This is a genomic window from Lutibacter citreus, from assembly GCF_003260195.1.
GTDB classification, from domain to species: Bacteria; Bacteroidota; Bacteroidia; order Flavobacteriales; family Flavobacteriaceae; genus Lutibacter; species Lutibacter citreus.
On record NZ_QEIH01000001.1, the window covers coordinates 430117 to 445826 of the forward strand.

15 protein-coding genes are annotated in these 15710 nt (G+C 28.2%); 9 read left to right on the plus strand and 6 right to left on the minus strand.

The window, feature by feature from the left end:
• The first annotated feature begins 34 nt into the window (after positions 1-34).
• The 4 genes from lptC (at position 35) to DAD81_RS01655 (ending at position 4331) form a co-directional block, all read left to right on the plus strand.
• Positions 35-595 (plus strand): LPS export ABC transporter periplasmic protein LptC, encoded by a 561-nt coding sequence (gene lptC / locus DAD81_RS01640; protein WP_111706484.1) that lies wholly within the window; start codon positions 35-37, stop codon positions 593-595.
• A gap of 1 nt (position 596) precedes the next feature.
• Positions 597-791 (plus strand): hypothetical protein, encoded by a 195-nt coding sequence (locus DAD81_RS01645; RefSeq protein ID WP_111706485.1) that lies wholly within the window; start codon positions 597-599, stop codon positions 789-791.
• The gene (locus DAD81_RS01650; RefSeq protein ID WP_111706486.1) at positions 792-2057 is read left to right on the plus strand and encodes a hemolysin family protein; all 1266 of its coding nucleotides are present in this window, start codon (positions 792-794) and stop codon (positions 2055-2057) included. It begins immediately after the preceding gene.
• Positions 2058-2168: 111 nt separating this feature from the next.
• Positions 2169-4331, plus strand: a complete 2163-nt coding sequence (locus DAD81_RS01655; RefSeq protein WP_111706487.1) for a peptidylprolyl isomerase — start codon at positions 2169-2171, stop codon at positions 4329-4331.
• A 409-nt stretch (positions 4332-4740) separates the two neighbouring features.
• On the opposite strand, the gene rho is transcribed toward DAD81_RS01655, so the two are convergent.
• Positions 4741-6483 (minus strand): transcription termination factor Rho, encoded by a 1743-nt coding sequence (gene rho / locus DAD81_RS01660; RefSeq protein WP_111706488.1) that lies wholly within the window; start codon positions 6481-6483, stop codon positions 4741-4743.
• A gap of 215 nt (positions 6484-6698) precedes the next feature.
• Here rho and DAD81_RS01665 point away from each other — a divergent pair, with 215 nt between their 5' ends.
• From DAD81_RS01665 to DAD81_RS01675, 3 genes are all read left to right on the plus strand, one after another.
• Complete coding sequence (locus tag DAD81_RS01665; protein ID WP_111706489.1) at positions 6699-7133, plus strand: DUF4293 domain-containing protein; 435 nt, start codon at positions 6699-6701, stop codon at positions 7131-7133.
• Positions 7134-7286: 153 nt separating this feature from the next.
• Positions 7287-7946, plus strand: coding sequence for a response regulator (locus DAD81_RS01670; RefSeq protein WP_111706490.1), 660 nt, complete (start codon positions 7287-7289; stop codon positions 7944-7946).
• Positions 7947-7970: 24 nt separating this feature from the next.
• Complete coding sequence (locus DAD81_RS01675) at positions 7971-9692, plus strand: tetratricopeptide repeat-containing sensor histidine kinase (protein ID WP_111706491.1); 1722 nt, start codon at positions 7971-7973, stop codon at positions 9690-9692.
• Here the strand turns inward: DAD81_RS01675 and DAD81_RS01680 are convergent.
• Complete coding sequence (locus DAD81_RS01680) at positions 9689-10183, minus strand: metallophosphoesterase family protein (RefSeq protein WP_111706492.1); 495 nt, start codon at positions 10181-10183, stop codon at positions 9689-9691. The two genes, DAD81_RS01675 and DAD81_RS01680, sit on opposite strands and share 4 nt — an antisense overlap.
• A gap of 66 nt (positions 10184-10249) precedes the next feature.
• Here DAD81_RS01680 and truA point away from each other — a divergent pair, with 66 nt between their 5' ends.
• Entirely contained in the window at positions 10250-11002 is a 753-nt protein-coding gene (truA, locus tag DAD81_RS01685; protein WP_111706493.1) for a tRNA pseudouridine(38-40) synthase TruA, read from the plus strand.
• Entirely contained in the window at positions 10995-12758 is a 1764-nt protein-coding gene (locus tag DAD81_RS01690) for an ABC transporter ATP-binding protein (RefSeq protein WP_111706494.1), read from the plus strand. Before truA ends, DAD81_RS01690 begins: the two co-directional genes overlap by 8 nt.
• Before the next feature lie 9 nt (positions 12759-12767).
• Here DAD81_RS01690 and cdaA read toward each other — a convergent pair whose 3' ends face one another.
• Genes cdaA through DAD81_RS01710 form a run of 4 tightly spaced genes read right to left on the minus strand, consistent with a single transcriptional unit; the run spans position 12768 to position 15709 of the window.
• A complete protein-coding gene (cdaA, locus tag DAD81_RS01695) occupies positions 12768-13541 on the minus strand; it encodes a diadenylate cyclase CdaA (RefSeq protein WP_111706495.1) in 774 nt (257 codons plus the stop codon).
• A 47-nt stretch (positions 13542-13588) separates the two neighbouring features.
• Positions 13589-14299, minus strand: coding sequence for a hypothetical protein (locus DAD81_RS01700; RefSeq protein WP_111706496.1), 711 nt, complete (start codon positions 14297-14299; stop codon positions 13589-13591).
• 1 nt (position 14300) lies between these two features.
• Positions 14301-15128 carry a dihydropteroate synthase gene (gene folP, locus DAD81_RS01705; protein ID WP_245949160.1) on the minus strand — a complete coding sequence of 276 codons (828 nt, stop codon included), beginning with the start codon at positions 15126-15128 and terminating at the stop codon, positions 14301-14303.
• Complete coding sequence (locus DAD81_RS01710; protein WP_111706497.1) at positions 15128-15709, minus strand: LOG family protein; 582 nt, start codon at positions 15707-15709, stop codon at positions 15128-15130. The genes folP and DAD81_RS01710 overlap by 1 nt, the downstream gene beginning before the upstream one ends.
• Position 15710: the final 1 nt, after the last annotated feature.

The following is a 15710-nucleotide window of genomic DNA, read 5'->3' on the forward strand; positions in this document are numbered from 1 at the left end:
TTAATTAAAATATTATAATTGATATATTTGTTATATGACAAAATCAATTGTACATAATGTAAGAAACATTGTTATTGTATTTTCAATAGCAATGTTTTTTTCATGTACTAATAGTGCAAAAGAAGTTAGAGACTTTTTAGCTGATAAAAATTTACCAATAGGTGTTGCAAATAATATTTATCTGAAACATACTGATTCTGGTAGAGTAGATGTAAAAATGAAAGCACCCATAATGTTAGATTTTAGAAATAGGGCTAATCATCCTTATTCTGAATTCCCAGAAGGTGTGTTTATTACAACCATTGAAAAAAATGGAGATTCAACAACCATTAAAGGTGATTATGCAAAAAGTTATGATAAAACAGAAGTTTCTGAGATTAGAGATAATGTTGTTATAATTAATCATGCAAAAAAAAATAAATTAGAAACTTCTGAAATTTATTGGGATCAAAAATCTAAATATTTTTTTACAGAAAAAAGGTTTGTATTTTACACCGAGTCAGATACTATTTATGGAACAGGATTTGAAGCATCTCAAGATTTAAGTTTATGGTGGGTTAAGAATCAAAGCGGAATAATTCAATTAAAAGAATAAAATGAAGACAATCTCAAAAATATTTGAATACGGTTATTTAGTAGTAGCTGTTATTTTTTTAGTAGAAGCAGTTTTAAATTGGAATACTGATAGATCAAAGTCCTATTTGCAGTTAATTTTTGCTGTATTAGCAGTGTTTATGTATTTTTTTAGAAAAAAATTTAGAGCTAGAATTGAAAACCGAAATAAACAATAAATGGAAATAGATATAGCTGTAATTTTAATTTCAATTATGCTGTCGGCCTTCTTTTCGGGAATGGAGATAGCGTATGTTTCAGCTAATAAATTTCAGGTAGAACTAGAGAAGAAAAAAGAAGGGCTAACATCTCGAATCTTAAGTAGGCTTACTGCAAATTCATCTAAGTTCATCACAACAATGCTTATTGGAAACAATATAGCATTGGTAGTATATAGTTTTTTTATGGGTGACTTTTTGGTACAACTATTGCCAATAGAAACTTTAAATGAATTTACCGTATTATTTATTCAAACAATAATATCAACCATTGTAATTTTAATTACAGCAGAATTTTTACCAAAGGCCTTGTTTAGGATATACGCTAATGAAACGTTGTGGTTTTTTGCGCCATTAGCATATTTTTTCTATATTATTTTTCATTTTATTTCAAGTTTTATAACATTTCTTTCCGATTTTTTCTTGAAATTGTTTTTTAATTCCACAGAGAATATTAAACAAATGGAATTTACTAAAATAGAATTAGGAAATTATATTTCCAAGCAACTAGAAAATGCCAGAGATTATGAAGAAGTTGATACAGAAATTCAAATTTTTCAAAATGCATTAGATTTCGACAATGTAAAAGCAAGGGAGATCATGATTCCTAGAACTGAAGTTGTTGCTGTTGATATTAATGAGCCATTATCAAACTTAAAAAAATTATTTATTGAAACAGGCTACTCAAAAATTTTAGTTTATAAAGATTCTCTTGATAATATTTTAGGTTATGTTCATGCATTTGAATTATTTAAAAAACCCAAAAATATTAGATCTATCTTACTTCCAGTTGAATTTGTTCCTGAAAGTATGATGATAAATAATGTTTTAAACATATTAACAAAAAAGAAGTGTAGTATTTCTGTTGTACTGGATGAATTTGGGGGAACTTCAGGAGTAATTACTGTTGAAGATATAGTAGAAGAATTATTTGGAGAAATAATAGATGAACACGATACTGTTCAATTATTAGAAAACAAAATTAATGAAAGAGAGTTTGAATTTTCAGCTAGACTAGAGGTAGATTATTTAAATGAAACCTATAACTTAAATATAGAAGAAAACGAAGCATATGAAACTTTAGGAGGTTTTATTGTTTATCATCTTGAGGATATTCCGAAGGAAGATGAGATATTTGAAATTAACGATTTACATTTTAAAATGTTACGTGTTGATTCTTCAAAAATTAACGAAGTTTATCTAAAAATTCTTGACAAAGCAGATTAATTAAAATTATTATTTGCGATAAGCTTTTTTACTGATTAATTCTACCAATTTCACTTTCATAATTAAATACTTAATTGTATTTTCGCACACTATAATAAAATAAATAACATAATGGCAATTTTATCAAAAATTAGAGATCGTTCAATGTTCCTAATCCTTATTGTTGGATTAGCACTATTTGCATTTGTATTAGATCCCAGCTCTATATCGCAGTTTTTCAGTACAAGTAAGGTTAATGCTATAGGAGAAGTTAATGGAGTAGAGATAGATAGAGAAGAATTTGCAAGTCAGGTTGAGAATTATAGATCTCAAAGTGGAGGTAGAGTTTCTCAAATGCAGGCAGTAAATGCTGTTTGGAGTGGAATGGTTGGAGAAAAAGTTTTTCAAGACCAATTAGAAAAAGCTGGAATTGTAGTTGGAGAGAAAGATATTTGGGATGCAATGACTTCTTTAAATGAAATTCAAAACTCACCAATGTTTAAAAATGAGGCTGGTTTATTTGATGAAGAAAAGCTTAAAGAATATATAGCTAATATGAAAGACGATGCCGATGCTGGAAACACTCAAGCTTGGATGAGTTGGTTAGCTACGGAAAAAAGCATAAAACAAAATTTAGAAAGAGAAGCATACACTTCTTTAGTAAAAGCGGGTATAGGTGCTTCATTAAAAGAAGGAGAACGTGATTATCTATATAATAACACAAAAATGGACGGTCAGTTTGTATACGTTCCTTATTCTTCTATTGAAGATGGTTTAGCTACAGTTTCTAATGATGATGTTCAGAACTATTTAAAAGAGAATGCTAATCTTTATAAGCCTGAAGCTGCAAGATCATTGCAATATGTGAAATTTGATATTTTACCTTCTGAAGCAGATGATGCAGAAACTAAGAAAATTGTTGCTAGCTATATAAACGATAGAGAGGAATATAGTAATGCGGCTAAAAGTACTGTTAAAGTTGCTGGTTTTAAAAATGCTTCAGATAATGAAGAGTTTTTAAATGATAACAAATCAGATTTAAATATTGACAATGGATATAAATTTAAGAATCAAATTTTAGCTTCAATTTCTGAAGAAGTATTTAATGCTGAAATTGGTGATATTGTTGGTCCTTATAAAGAAAACGGATTTTATAAAATTTCAAAAATAGTTGAAACTACTCAAATTCCAGATTCTGTAAAGGCTAGTCATATAATTGTACCTTATGTAGGAACAACTAGATCAACTTCTACAAAAACAAAAGAAGAAGCGAGAAAAACTATAGACAGTATATTTACTATTGTTAAAAAAAGTAAAGCAAAATTTATCAAAATTGCTGATGAAATAAATTCAGATGGAACAAAAGGTAAAGGAGGAGATATAGGATGGGTTCGTAAGGATCAAGCTTTTTCTCCATCATTTGATAAAGATTTTGCCAATTTTATTTATAAAAATAAAGCAGGTAGTATTGATATAGTTGAAACAGCTTTTGGTTTTCACATTATTAGAGTTGATGAGCAAACAAAATCTGAAAAAGCAGTTAAATTAGCTACATTCGCTAGATTAATTGAAGCTTCTGAAGAAACTGAAAACAAAATTTTTGAACAAGCAGAAACTTTAAATGCAGAATTAGCAGAGGGAAAAGATATTGATGAAGTAGCAAAAGAACATAACTACAAAATTCAATCAGCTGTAGATTTAAAAGTTTTAGCTGAGCAAATACCTGGTTTAGGAGCACAAAGACAAATGGTTACTTGGGCTTTTAAAGAAGAAAGAGAATTAGGTGATTCTAAAAGGTTTGATATTGATATGAGTGGAAGACGTGGTTACGCTGTTGCAAAATTAACGGGAGTTACTAGTGCAACTGGAGTTTCTGTTTCTTCAAGTGAAATGTTAAAGGTTCGTAAAGAATTAGTAAAAGAGAAAAAAGCTAATTTAATTGCAAAGAAAATGACAGGTAATACACTTGAAGAGATTGCTAAAAATAGTGGTGTAACAGTAAGAAACGCTTCTTTAGTTAACTTATCAAGTCCTTTAATTTCTGGAGTAGGAAATGAGCCATCTGTTGTAGGTGCAATGTCTACAATTAAATTGAATGAAGTTTCAGATAAAATATCTGGAGAAAAAGGAGTGTTTGTTGTAAAAGTAACAAAACGTGAATCTCCTGTTGATTTAGAGAATTATGATTCATTTAGAAAGAAAATGGTAACTCAATATCAAAGTAAAGGAAATCAAATTGTTAAAGTTTTAGAAGAAACAGCTGATATTAATGATAATAGAGGTAGATTCTTTTAATTAACCTTAACTATAAATATAAAAAAAGCGAGCTTATGCTCGCTTTTTTTTATGAAAAACATTTTAAAGACTTATTCTTTTGTGTTATATGTTTTTCTTAATAGCGTAAGAAATTATAAATATAAGGAGAGTATTAGAGCCTATAAAAGACTTATATATGCTTGGCTAGTCTTATAATTTAAGTTATTTATAGCTAATTAATAAATAGGCTTTATAAAAGTATAGTTTTGCTAAAGTAATAACTAGTTATAATTAATAAGATCATAAATATTTCAATTGAATAGAAATTTGTAATTCTATTCTTTCTAAGTTTTTAAAATATTTGATTGTTGAATTTTATTAAAACATAATATATAGGTATAAAAAAAGCGAGCATAAGCTCGCTTTTTTTATAATTGTATAATTTCAACTATCCATTCATAGAGATTAAAAACTCTTCGTTAGATGTTGTAAATTGAATTTTATCTTTAATAAATTCCATAGCTTCAACAGGGTTCATGTCAGCTAAATATTTTCTTAATACCCACATACGTTTCACTGTTTTAGGATCAAGTAATAAATCATCTCTACGAGTACTAGATTTTACTAAATCAATAGCTGGGTAAATACGACGGTTAGCAATATTTCTTTCTAATTGAAGTTCCATATTACCAGTTCCTTTAAACTCTTCAAAAATTACTTCATCCATTTTTGAGCCTGTTTCTGTTAATGCAGTTGCAATAATTGAAAGGGAACCTCCGTTTTCAATATTTCTTGCCGCACCAAAGAATCTTTTTGGTTTGTGTAACGCATTGGCATCAATACCCCCAGATAAAATTTTACCTGAAGCAGGAGCAACTGTATTGTAAGCTCTTGCTAAACGAGTTATAGAATCTAATAGAATAACAACGTCATGACCACATTCAACTAATCTTTTTGCTTTTTCTAATACAATGTTAGCAACCTTTACATGTTTGTCTGCTGGCTCATCAAAAGTTGATGCTACAACTTCACCTCTAACACTTCTTTGCATATCTGTAACTTCCTCAGGTCTTTCATCTATCAATAATATAATTTGATAAACTTCAGGATGGTTTGAAGCAATTGAATTTGCAATGTCTTTAAGTAGCATTGTTTTACCTGTTTTAGGTTGAGAAACAATCATACCTCTTTGTCCTTTTCCAATTGGACAAAATAAATCCATTATTCGTGTAGATAATGTACTTGATTTTCCAGCTAAATTAAATTTTTCTTGCGGAAATAAAGGTGTTAAATGTTCAAATGAAACTCTATCTCTTACAACATTTGGGTTTAATCCATTAATTTTAGATACTCTAATTAAAGGGAAATATTTTTCTCCTTCTTTTGGAGGTCTTACAACACCTTTAACAGTGTCACCAGTTTTTAATCCAAATAATTTTATTTGAGATTGAGATAAATAAATATCATCAGGAGATGATAAATAATTGTAATCAGAAGAACGTAAAAATCCATATCCGTCAGGCATCATTTCTAATACACCTTCACTTTCAATAATTCCATCAAATTCATAATCAGGGTCTCTGTAGCGGTTATTGCTTTTGCGTTGACCTTTATTAATGTCTCTTTGTTGAGTATTTTGATGTTGCTGTTTAGCCCTATTTTGTTGATTAGGGTTTTGAGGCTTTTGTTGATTAGGATTTTGAAGCTTTTGAGGAGCCGGAGTTTTAACAGGTTGTTTAACTTCTTTCGGTTTTATAGTTTCCGCTTTGTTAGTTTCCTTTTTTACAACTGGCTCAACCTTAGCTTTAGGTGGTGTTTTTTTCTTTTCTCTAGGCGCTGCTGGTTTAACAACTTTATTTTCAATAACGTTTGGAGTTTCCTTTGGATCTTTAATATCCTTAATATCCTTAATATCCTGAGTTTCTTGAATTTCTGGAGTCTTTTCTATAATTTCTGGTTTAGTTTCTTTTTTAACAGGAACCTTTTTAGAAATTCTTTTTCTTTTTGGTTTATTATCAGCATTAACTGGTTCTTTTTTTGGGGTTGTAGAAGGAGTTGTAGCTTGAATATCTAATATTAAATAAACTAAATCTAATTTTTTTAATTGACTATATTTTTTTGCTCCAATTTTTTTTGCTATCTCCTGTAGTTCTACAAGAGTTTTCTCCTTTAGTTGGGAAATTTCAAACATTATGTTAATTTGTAATTATTGTTATTATATACGTTAGCAATAAATTGTTCTTGCCAAGAATTAAATGTGAGTTAAACTAAGTAATGGTTAGTTGTTTTAATTGTAGTCGAATTGCTCTGTCATAACAATTGATACGCAAATATATAAAATTATTTCATAAAATAATATTTAATTCTTTAAAAATAATATGTATTTTTGCATTCCATTTACAAAGTATGTTACAAAGAATACAAACCATATATTTATTATTAGCTTCCATTTCTTCGGGAGGCTTGATTTTTATTTTAAATTTATGGCTAACCGAAGAAGGTAATAAATTTTTTGTATTTGATTCATTTAGTACTAATAGTATTTTATTAAAAGTACAAGCTGTATTATTTGTTTTATCGTCTTTATTTACATTTATAGCTATTTTTCAATTTAAGAAAAGACAGTTACAATTTGTTTTAGGACGAATTTCAATTTTGATTAACTTTATTTTATTAGGGATACTCGTGTATTTTGCGCAAAACTTATCTGGAGAAATGAAAATTTCGGAGAAGGGTATTGGGTTGCTTATTCCAATTTTAAGTATTGTATTAGTTGTAATGGCTAATAAAGCAATTAAAAGGGATGAGGAGCTTGTAAAATCTGTAGACAGATTGCGATAAACCTAACATCTTAGTATATTTAGTGCGATAAAACCATTTTATTAATTTAAAATGGTTTTTTATTTATAACGGTTTTCCGTGAGTGAAAAATATCATTACTTTTGAGTATGGTATTATATTTGAATAAATAATATCTTTGAATTGGGGAAATTTATGAAAAAGATTACAGTCCATATTGCCGATGACCATCAATTGCTAATTGATGGTTTGGTTGCAGTATTATCTTCAGAAGAAAATATTACAATTGTCGGAACCTCTCTTAATGGTGAAGAAGTAGTAAATTGGTTTGATTCAAATTTAGCAGATATCTTAATTTTAGACATTAACATGCCAAAGTTAGATGGTATTGCTGTCTTAAAAAGTTTTAGAGATCGTGGTTTTCAGCAAAAAGTTATTGTTTTATCAAGTTATGATGATTCAAAATTAATAAAAGAAGTATTGAAAATTGGAGCTAGTGGTTTTTTGGCAAAAAAATGTGCTGGAGAAAGTATTGTAGATTCTATAAATCAAGTTTTTCTTGGGAAACAATATTTTAGTGAAAGTATTAAAGATAAGTTGCTATTATCATTTTCAAAAAAAACATCTAATTTCGAAGAAGTTTCTCAAGACGGTTTTTTTTTAAATACATTAACTCCTAGAGAAACTGATGTTCTTAAATTAATTTGTAAGCAAATGAATTCAAATGAAATTAGTTCAAACCTTCATATAAGTGTCAATACAGTTGAAACTCATAGAAAAAACATGATTAATAAACTACAAGTAAAAAATGTTGTTGGATTAGCAATTTATGCTGTAAAACATAACATAGTTTAAGAAAGAATACTTACCTTTTTAATTATGTTTAAATGTTTTTATTATTTTCTTATTATTTTATTTTGTTTAAATTTTTCATCCTTTGCAAAGTCTAGCAATTCTATAATTATTACTACTGAAGAAAATGAAGTTTCGGATTCAGAGGATGAAACAATAATATTAATTCAAAATCTTTTAGAAAAAGGTAATACAGTAAGGGCTCTTGAAAAACTGCATAAATATATTGAGGAGTCTGAAGCTAATAATGAAATTAATAAACTAATAAAAGCTAAAATTTTATTGGCCGATATTTTCCGTGAAAATGGAGATTATAAAAAGTCTACTGCTGTTCTTGATAATTTGCTACCATTGGTAACTGAAGATTTTAAGAGTTTAGAATATGTATATTTTAAAAAAGGAGGGAATTTTCAAAAAGATAGACAAATAGATTCTGCAAAATTTTATTATGAAAAGTCTCTTTTTATTGGGGAAAAGGTTTTAAATAATGAAAATTTAAAGGCTAAAATTTATGCAAATCTTGCTGGTATTTATTATTTAAAAGGAGATTATAAGAATGCAATTAAAAATTACAAAATAGCAGCGAGTTTTCAAGAAGTTCTCGGAAACAAAGAAATTGAAGCTGGGATTTTAAATAATTTAGGAGGATTGTATTATGTGCAAGGTGAATATAAAAAAGCGCTTAATAATTTTAAAAAAGCATTTGATTTGGTAGGGTATGGGCAAGATGATTTTCAAAAAGGAGTTAGAAATAACTCTTATATAAATATGGCATATGCGTATAGTGGCTTAAAGAATTTTAAAAAAGCATTTGAATATCAGGATAAATATTTTTCATTAAATGATTCTTTACAAAAGGAACTTAAGTATAGAGCGATTTCAGAAATTGAATCAAAATATAATTTAGCTACACAAGAAAGAGAAAATGAAATTGAGAAAGCTAAAAGAAAGGACGCTGAAGTTTTAACTTATGGTTTAAGTTTAGCTGTAATACTGCTTTTAGTTGGGGTTTATATTTTGTTTAAGTTGAATAAATTGAATAAAAAAAATCATCAATTACAAATTGATCAAGAGCATCTAATTAACCAAAGTAAAATTGAAAAAATTAAAAGTGATTCTCAATCGCAAATAATTTCTGCAACATTGGATGGTAGGCTTAATGAAAGAAAAAAAATTGCAAGTGTTTTGCATGACAATGTTAGTGCTTTATTATCTGCAACCAATTTACATTTGTTTGCAAGTAAAAAGAAAATGAATGGTAATGTTCCTGTTGAAATAGAAAAAGCTCAGAATATTTTAGAAGAAGCCTCTGAACAAATAAGAGATTTATCTCATAAATTAATTTCTTCTGTTTTGGTTAATTTTGGTTTAAGTGTTGCAATTCATGATTTATGTGAAAAGTCTTCAAATTCAAAAATAAATTTACAATATCAATCTGAAGAAGTTGGAAGATTTGATGGAGATTTTGAATTGAAGATATTTAATATTACTAATGAGTGTATTAATAATATTTTAAAGCATAGTAATGCAGCCAACGGAGTTGTAAATCTTAAACAATTAAAAGGAAGCTTAATTCTTAAAGTTTTAGATGATGGAAAAGGGTTTAATATTGATAAAATTCATTTGAATAATGGTGTAGGATTAAGACAAATTGAAGCTCGAATAAAAAACCTAAAAGGTAAAATAGATATTATTTCTTCAGAAAATAAAGGAACTCAAATTATTATTTCTGTTCCTATAGTAAATTAGCGTTTTTCTAATTCAATAATTTCCAAATTTTTGATATTTTCATTAGCAATTTCAAAACGTAACATTGTTCTCACTTTATGAAACCCATGTTTCCCCGCTGCTCCTGGATTTAAATGAAGTAAGTTTAATTTTTTATCAAAAATTACTTTTAAAATATGGGAATGCCCGCTAATAAATATTTTTGGCGGATTTTGAACTAAATCATCTTTAACTCGTTTGTCATATCTATTTGGGTATCCTCCAATATGCGTAATCCAAACAGAGACTCCTTCGGTTTCAAATTTATTATCTAAAGGATATTCCATTCTAATTACTTTATCATCAATATTACCGTACACAGCTCTTAAAGGTTTAATAGCTGAAATTTGATCAGCAACTTCAATAGAGCCAATATCACCTGCATGCCAAACTTCATCTGCCCATTTAACGTGTTTCATAATTTGAGCATCAATATAGCTATGGGTATCTGATAAAAGGAGAATTTTTTTCATTGTTATGGAAAATTTATACTAACAAATAAGCATTATATTTGCAGCCGAACAAAATTAACAATTCAGTTGAGATATTTTATAGAAATAGCATATAAAGGTACAAATTATCATGGTTGGCAATTACAACCCAATGCAATTACTGTTCAAGAGCTAATTAATAAAGCTTTATCTACTGTGCTTAAAATAAAATTGAATGTTGTTGGGGCTGGAAGGACTGATGCTGGAGTTCATGCAAAACAATTATTTGCTCATTTTGATTTTGAAACCGATTTTAATACAAATGAGCTTTTATATAAAGTAAATTCATTACTACCTTCAGATATTGCAGTATTAAATATTTTTAAAACAATTGATGATGCACATGCAAGGTTTAATGCAAAAAGTAGAAGTTATGAGTATTGCATTCATTTTGGGAAAAATCCATTTTTAATTGAAACAACATGGCAACTTATTAATAAAAAGTTAAATATTGATTTAATGAATAAAGCCGCTGAAATTTTGCTAACTTTCACCGACTTTAAATGTTTTTCTAGGTCAAATTCTGATGTTAGAACATATAATTGCGATATAACTAATGCGGTATGGATTAAGTCAGGAAATCAATTAGTTTTTCATATAACAGCAGATCGTTTTTTAAGAAATATGGTTAGGGCAGTAGTTGGAACGTTAATTGATGTTGGTACAGAAAAAATTACTATAGAAGATTTTATTGAAATAATAAAGGGTAAAGATAGACGGAATGCAGGCCCATCGGCTCCAGCAAAAGGGTTGTTCTTGACCAGGGTAAAATATCCGAAAAATATATTTATAAATGAGTAAAAAAGTAACAGGAAAAGCTTTTGATTTGAAAATATTTAGCAGGCTAATGTCATTTGCTAAAAATTATCGTTATGAATTTGTTGCAAGTACATTGGCAGCCGTTTTACTTTCTTTAGTAGCGGTTGCAAAACCAATATTACTGCAAGAAATAGTAAATAACTACTTTGAAACAAAAAATAAGGAAGGATTGTTGAATTTTTCTTTAATAATGTGTGGTTTTTTGTTTTTGGAAGTGTTATTACAATTTGTTTTTATTTATAAAGTTAACTGGTTGGGGCAACATATTATTAAAGATATAAGAGTGAAATTGCAAAAGCATATGCTGCAGTTTAAAATGGCTTACTTTGATAAATCTTCTGTAGGTAAATTAGTTACAAGACTGGTTTCGGATACTGAAACAATTGCCCAGTTTTTTGGAGAAGGATTATTTATGATAGTTAGTGATTTATTAAAAATGCTAGTTGTTGCTGTTGTTATGTTGTTTATGAATTGGAAACTTGCCATGGTTGCATTTATAGTTTTGCCAATTTTAATTTACGCAACCAAAATATTTCAAATAGCTATTAAATCATCTTTTCAAGAAGTAAGAACTCAAGTTGCAAATTTAAATGGATTTGTTCAAGAAAGGGTTACGGGTATGAATATTGTTCAGTTATTCAATCGTGAAAAACTGGAATATGAAAACTTTGTAAAAATTAATGATAAGCATAAAAAGGCATATATAAGAACCGTTTGGTACTACTCTATATTTTTTCCTATTGCTGAAGTTTTAACTTCAATTGCAGTAGGTTTAATGGTTTGGTTTGGAGGAATTGATATTATTAATTCTGGAATTACAAATGCAGGTGAAATTATAGCGTTTATAATGATGTCCCAAATGTTGTTTAGACCACTAAGACAAATTGCAGATAAATTTAATACGTTACAAATGGGGATGGTTGCTGGAGATCGTATTTTTGAAGTATTAGATACTGAAAGTCAAATTTCGAAAACAGGAAAAATTAAGGCTAAGCATTTTAAAGGAGATATTGCCTTTAAAAATGTTTATTTTAGTTATATAAAAGGAGAGGAAGTTTTAAAAGGTATTTCTTTTAAAGTTAATGCAGGAGAAACTGTAGCAATAGTTGGTGCTACTGGCGCGGGGAAATCTACAATTATAAATCTTGTAAATCGTTTTTACGAAATTGATAAAGGAGAAGTTTGTATTGATGATATTAATATAAAACAGTATACTTTGCAATCTTTAAGAAATCAAATTGCGGTAGTGTTGCAAGATGTTTTTCTATTTTCAGATACAATATTCAATAACATTGTTTTAAATAAAGAAGGGGTTTCAATTGATGATGTGAAGAAGGCAGCAAAAGAAATTGGAATTGATAAGTTTATTATGAGTCTTCCGGGAGGTTATGATTATAATGTAAAAGAGAGAGGAGCTATGCTTTCTTCTGGACAAAGACAATTAATTGCTTTTCTTAGAGCTTATATTAGCAATCCGAGTGTGCTTATTTTAGATGAGGCAACTTCATCTATAGATTCTTATTCTGAAAAATTAATTCAAGAAGCAACAGATAAAATAACTAAGTATCAAACATCAATAATTATAGCCCATAGGTTAACTACAGTAAAAAAGGCTGATAGAATTATTGTAATGGATAAAGGTTTAATTGTTGAGCAGGGATCTCATTCTCAATTGCTTGAAAAGGATGGTTATTATAAAAATTTGTATGATATGCAGTTTGCAAATGAAGCTGTTTAATAGGGTAATCTAATTTAAATCGTAGCGAATAGTTTCTGCTAGTTCATTAGTGTTTTTGTAAAGAACAAATTCACCATCTTTTATATATGAAATTTTTCCTGTTTCTTCTGAAACCACTAAACATAAAGAATCTGTTTTTTCGGTAATTCCAATAGCAGCTCTGTGTCTTAAGCCAAAACGAGAAGGCAAATGTTTACTAGAAAGAGGTAAAACAATTCTGGTGGCAATTATATAATTATCTTTTATAATAATAGCTCCATCATGTAATGGGCTGTTTTTGTAAAAGATACTTTCTAAAATTGGTTGATTTATTTCTGCATTCATAGTATCTCCGCTATTTTTTACAAAATCTAAATTATGTGTTCTTTCTAAAACAATTAGTGCTCCTGTATTGGTTGAAGTCATAGACTCACATGCAGAAATAATTGCTTCAACATCCATATTTGTATGGATTTCAGTATTTAAAAATTTCAATTGTTTTAAGAAGTTTTTTTTATTTGTAAAATTAGTAGAGCCTAGCATTAATAAAAATTTTCTAACCTCTGGCTGAAATACAATTAAAACAGCAATTGCACCAACACTTATTAAAGTACCCAACAAACCACTGAGCATTTCCATTTGTAATGCTTGCGTAATTTTCCAGATTAAAACAACTAAGGCAATTCCAATAAATATATTAATGGCTACCGTTCCTTTTAAAAGTTTGTATATATAATAAAGTAGCACTGCAACTAATACTATATCTAGTGCATCAAGAAAAGTGAAATCTAAAAAGTCTAGCATTAGAATTGTTTTTGGTAAAAGTAGGGAAAAGTTTACATATTATAAACTTAATCACAGCCACAATCGGGAACTTTGTTTGGGTTAAAAATAAATTCTAAATCATTAATTAAAATAGCATTGCTACCCATAGATTGAATTAAAGTTAGATAGTGTAAATAGTCTTTGTAATGCAAATTTTCATTAAAATTTAAATGAAGCATTGTTTGTTTGTCTTCTGAAGAAAACTCAATAAATTCAGATAGTGTAGTTTCTAATTCTCCATTTTCCATTTTAGCATCATTTATCCAAGTATTAGAAGGGTTAAACGTGAGGTTAATGTTATTGTAGGTTTTGTATTTGCTACTATTCTCTTTAATATATGTTTTTGATAAAATACTGTCTGTTTTAAATGTTAATTTATCAAATTCAATAAAAGATAATTTTTTTGAAATTGTATCTGAATAGCTAAAATAATCATGTTTTCCTTTTTTAGAATGAATTCCATTTGCATGTTTATATTTCAATTTTATTATTGAAGGGATGATAGTTTTTAAGGGTAAATTTTTATCAATATTATAAATCCAGTTTGTTGAACTTATGGTATTTTTTCTATTAATATTTGCTATAGTATCTGTTTTATTGGTTTCAAAAAACATCCAAACTTGCGAATGATCGTATACTTCTTGAATTCCTTTTACGCCTAAGGTTGGGATTTTAATTTCTTTTTTTGAGCAGCTAACAGCAATGACTATAATTGATAGCAATATAATTTTTTTCATTCTATTTATTTAATAAGTCTAAAATTTTAATTGATTGCATTGCTTCCTTAACGTCATGAACTCTTAAAATATTGGATCCTTTTTGTAGCGCAATTGTATTGGCAATAGTTGTGGCGTTTAAAGCCTCTTTAGGTGAAATCTCTAAAGGTTTGTAGAGCATTGATTTTCTTGAAACACCGGAAAGAATTGGGGTGTTAAGATTTTTAAACAACTCTAAGTTGTTTAAAAGTGTATAATTATGTTCAATAGTTTTTCCAAATCCAAAACCAACATCAGTAATAATATCGTTTACACCTAAATTTCGTAATTCTTTTATTTTTTTTGAAAAGTAAAATACAACCTCAGTAACAATATTTTTATATGTTGGGGATGTTTGCATGTTTTGTGGCGTACCCGCCATGTGCATTATAATATATGGTACTTGAAGTTTTGCAATGGTTTGAAACATATTAGAATCCATTTCGCCTGCAGAAATATCATTTATTAAACTAGCGCCTTCAAAAATAGATTGTTTTGCAATCTCACTTCTAAAAGTATCAACTGAAATAAAAATTTCTGAAAATTCTTTTATTAATAATTGAATTACAGGAATTATCCTATTTAATTCTTCTTTTTCTGAAATATGTTTAGCTCCTGGTCTAGAAGAATATGCGCCAATATCAATAAAAGTAGCTCCTTGGCTTAGCATTTTTTCAACTTGAAGTAATATTTCTTTTTGGTTTGAATATTTTCCGCCATCAAAAAAAGAATCTGGAGTAATGTTTAAAATCCCCATTACTTTTGGAGATTTTAAATCAATTAGTTTTCCTTTGCAATTAATATTCTTCATTAGCTTACTACTTTGTTAGTAACTTTGGTTTTTTCTGGAGCTTTATAATTAAACATTTTTAATAATAAATCATCAATGGAATCTGAGACAATAAGCATTTCTTTATTTGATTGTTTTAAATAACCTTCGTTAACCATTACATCCAGTTGTTTTATTAAATAATCAAAAAAACCATTGGTATTTAAGATTCCAACAGGTTTTTGTTCAATACCAAGTTGGTTAAGAGTGAGCGCTTCAAAAATTTCATCCATAGTTCCAAATCCGCCAGGTAATGCAATGTATCCGTTAACTAATCTACTAATTTTAACTTTTCGTTTACTCATTGTTTTAGTTACAATCATTTTTGTAATATTATTATGAGCAACTTCTTCATGTCTTAATAAACCTGGGATAACACCAATCACTTCTCCTTCGTTTTTAATAATTGTGTCGGCTAAAACTCCCATCATACCAATTTTTCCACCTCCATAAACCAATCCAATATTATTTTTGGCGAAATAATCACCTAGTTTTATAGCGTCATTTTTATAAACATCACTAAATCCTAAACTTGAACCACAAAAAACAGCAACTTTCTTCATA

Bases quoted from the DNA above. Each gene is read 5' to 3' on its own strand.
- DAD81_RS01670 (WP_111706490.1), top strand. From the start codon at position 7,287: ATGAAAAAGATTACAGTCCATATTGCCGATGACCATCAATTGCTAATT.
- lptC (WP_111706484.1), top strand. From the start codon at position 35: ATGACAAAATCAATTGTACATAATGTAAGAAACATTGTTATTGTATTT.
- DAD81_RS01675 (WP_111706491.1), top strand. From the start codon at position 7,971: ATGTTTAAATGTTTTTATTATTTTCTTATTATTTTATTTTGTTTAAAT.
- DAD81_RS01690 (WP_111706494.1), top strand. From the start codon at position 10,995: ATGAGTAAAAAAGTAACAGGAAAAGCTTTTGATTTGAAAATATTTAGC.
- DAD81_RS01700 (WP_111706496.1), bottom strand. From the start codon at position 14,299: ATGAAAAAAATTATATTGCTATCAATTATAGTCATTGCTGTTAGCTGC.
- DAD81_RS01665 (WP_111706489.1), top strand. From the start codon at position 6,699: ATGTTACAAAGAATACAAACCATATATTTATTATTAGCTTCCATTTCT.
- rho (WP_111706488.1), bottom strand. From the start codon at position 6,483: ATGTTTGAAATTTCCCAACTAAAGGAGAAAACTCTTGTAGAACTACAG.
- cdaA (WP_111706495.1), bottom strand. From the start codon at position 13,541: ATGCTAGACTTTTTAGATTTCACTTTTCTTGATGCACTAGATATAGTA.
- DAD81_RS01710 (WP_111706497.1), bottom strand. From the start codon at position 15,709: ATGAAGAAAGTTGCTGTTTTTTGTGGTTCAAGTTTAGGATTTAGTGAT.
- DAD81_RS01650 (WP_111706486.1), top strand. From the start codon at position 792: ATGGAAATAGATATAGCTGTAATTTTAATTTCAATTATGCTGTCGGCC.
- DAD81_RS01655 (WP_111706487.1), top strand. From the start codon at position 2,169: ATGGCAATTTTATCAAAAATTAGAGATCGTTCAATGTTCCTAATCCTT.
- DAD81_RS01645 (WP_111706485.1), top strand. From the start codon at position 597: ATGAAGACAATCTCAAAAATATTTGAATACGGTTATTTAGTAGTAGCT.
- folP (WP_245949160.1), bottom strand. From the start codon at position 15,128: ATGAAGAATATTAATTGCAAAGGAAAACTAATTGATTTAAAATCTCCA.
- DAD81_RS01680 (WP_111706492.1), bottom strand. From the start codon at position 10,183: ATGAAAAAAATTCTCCTTTTATCAGATACCCATAGCTATATTGATGCT.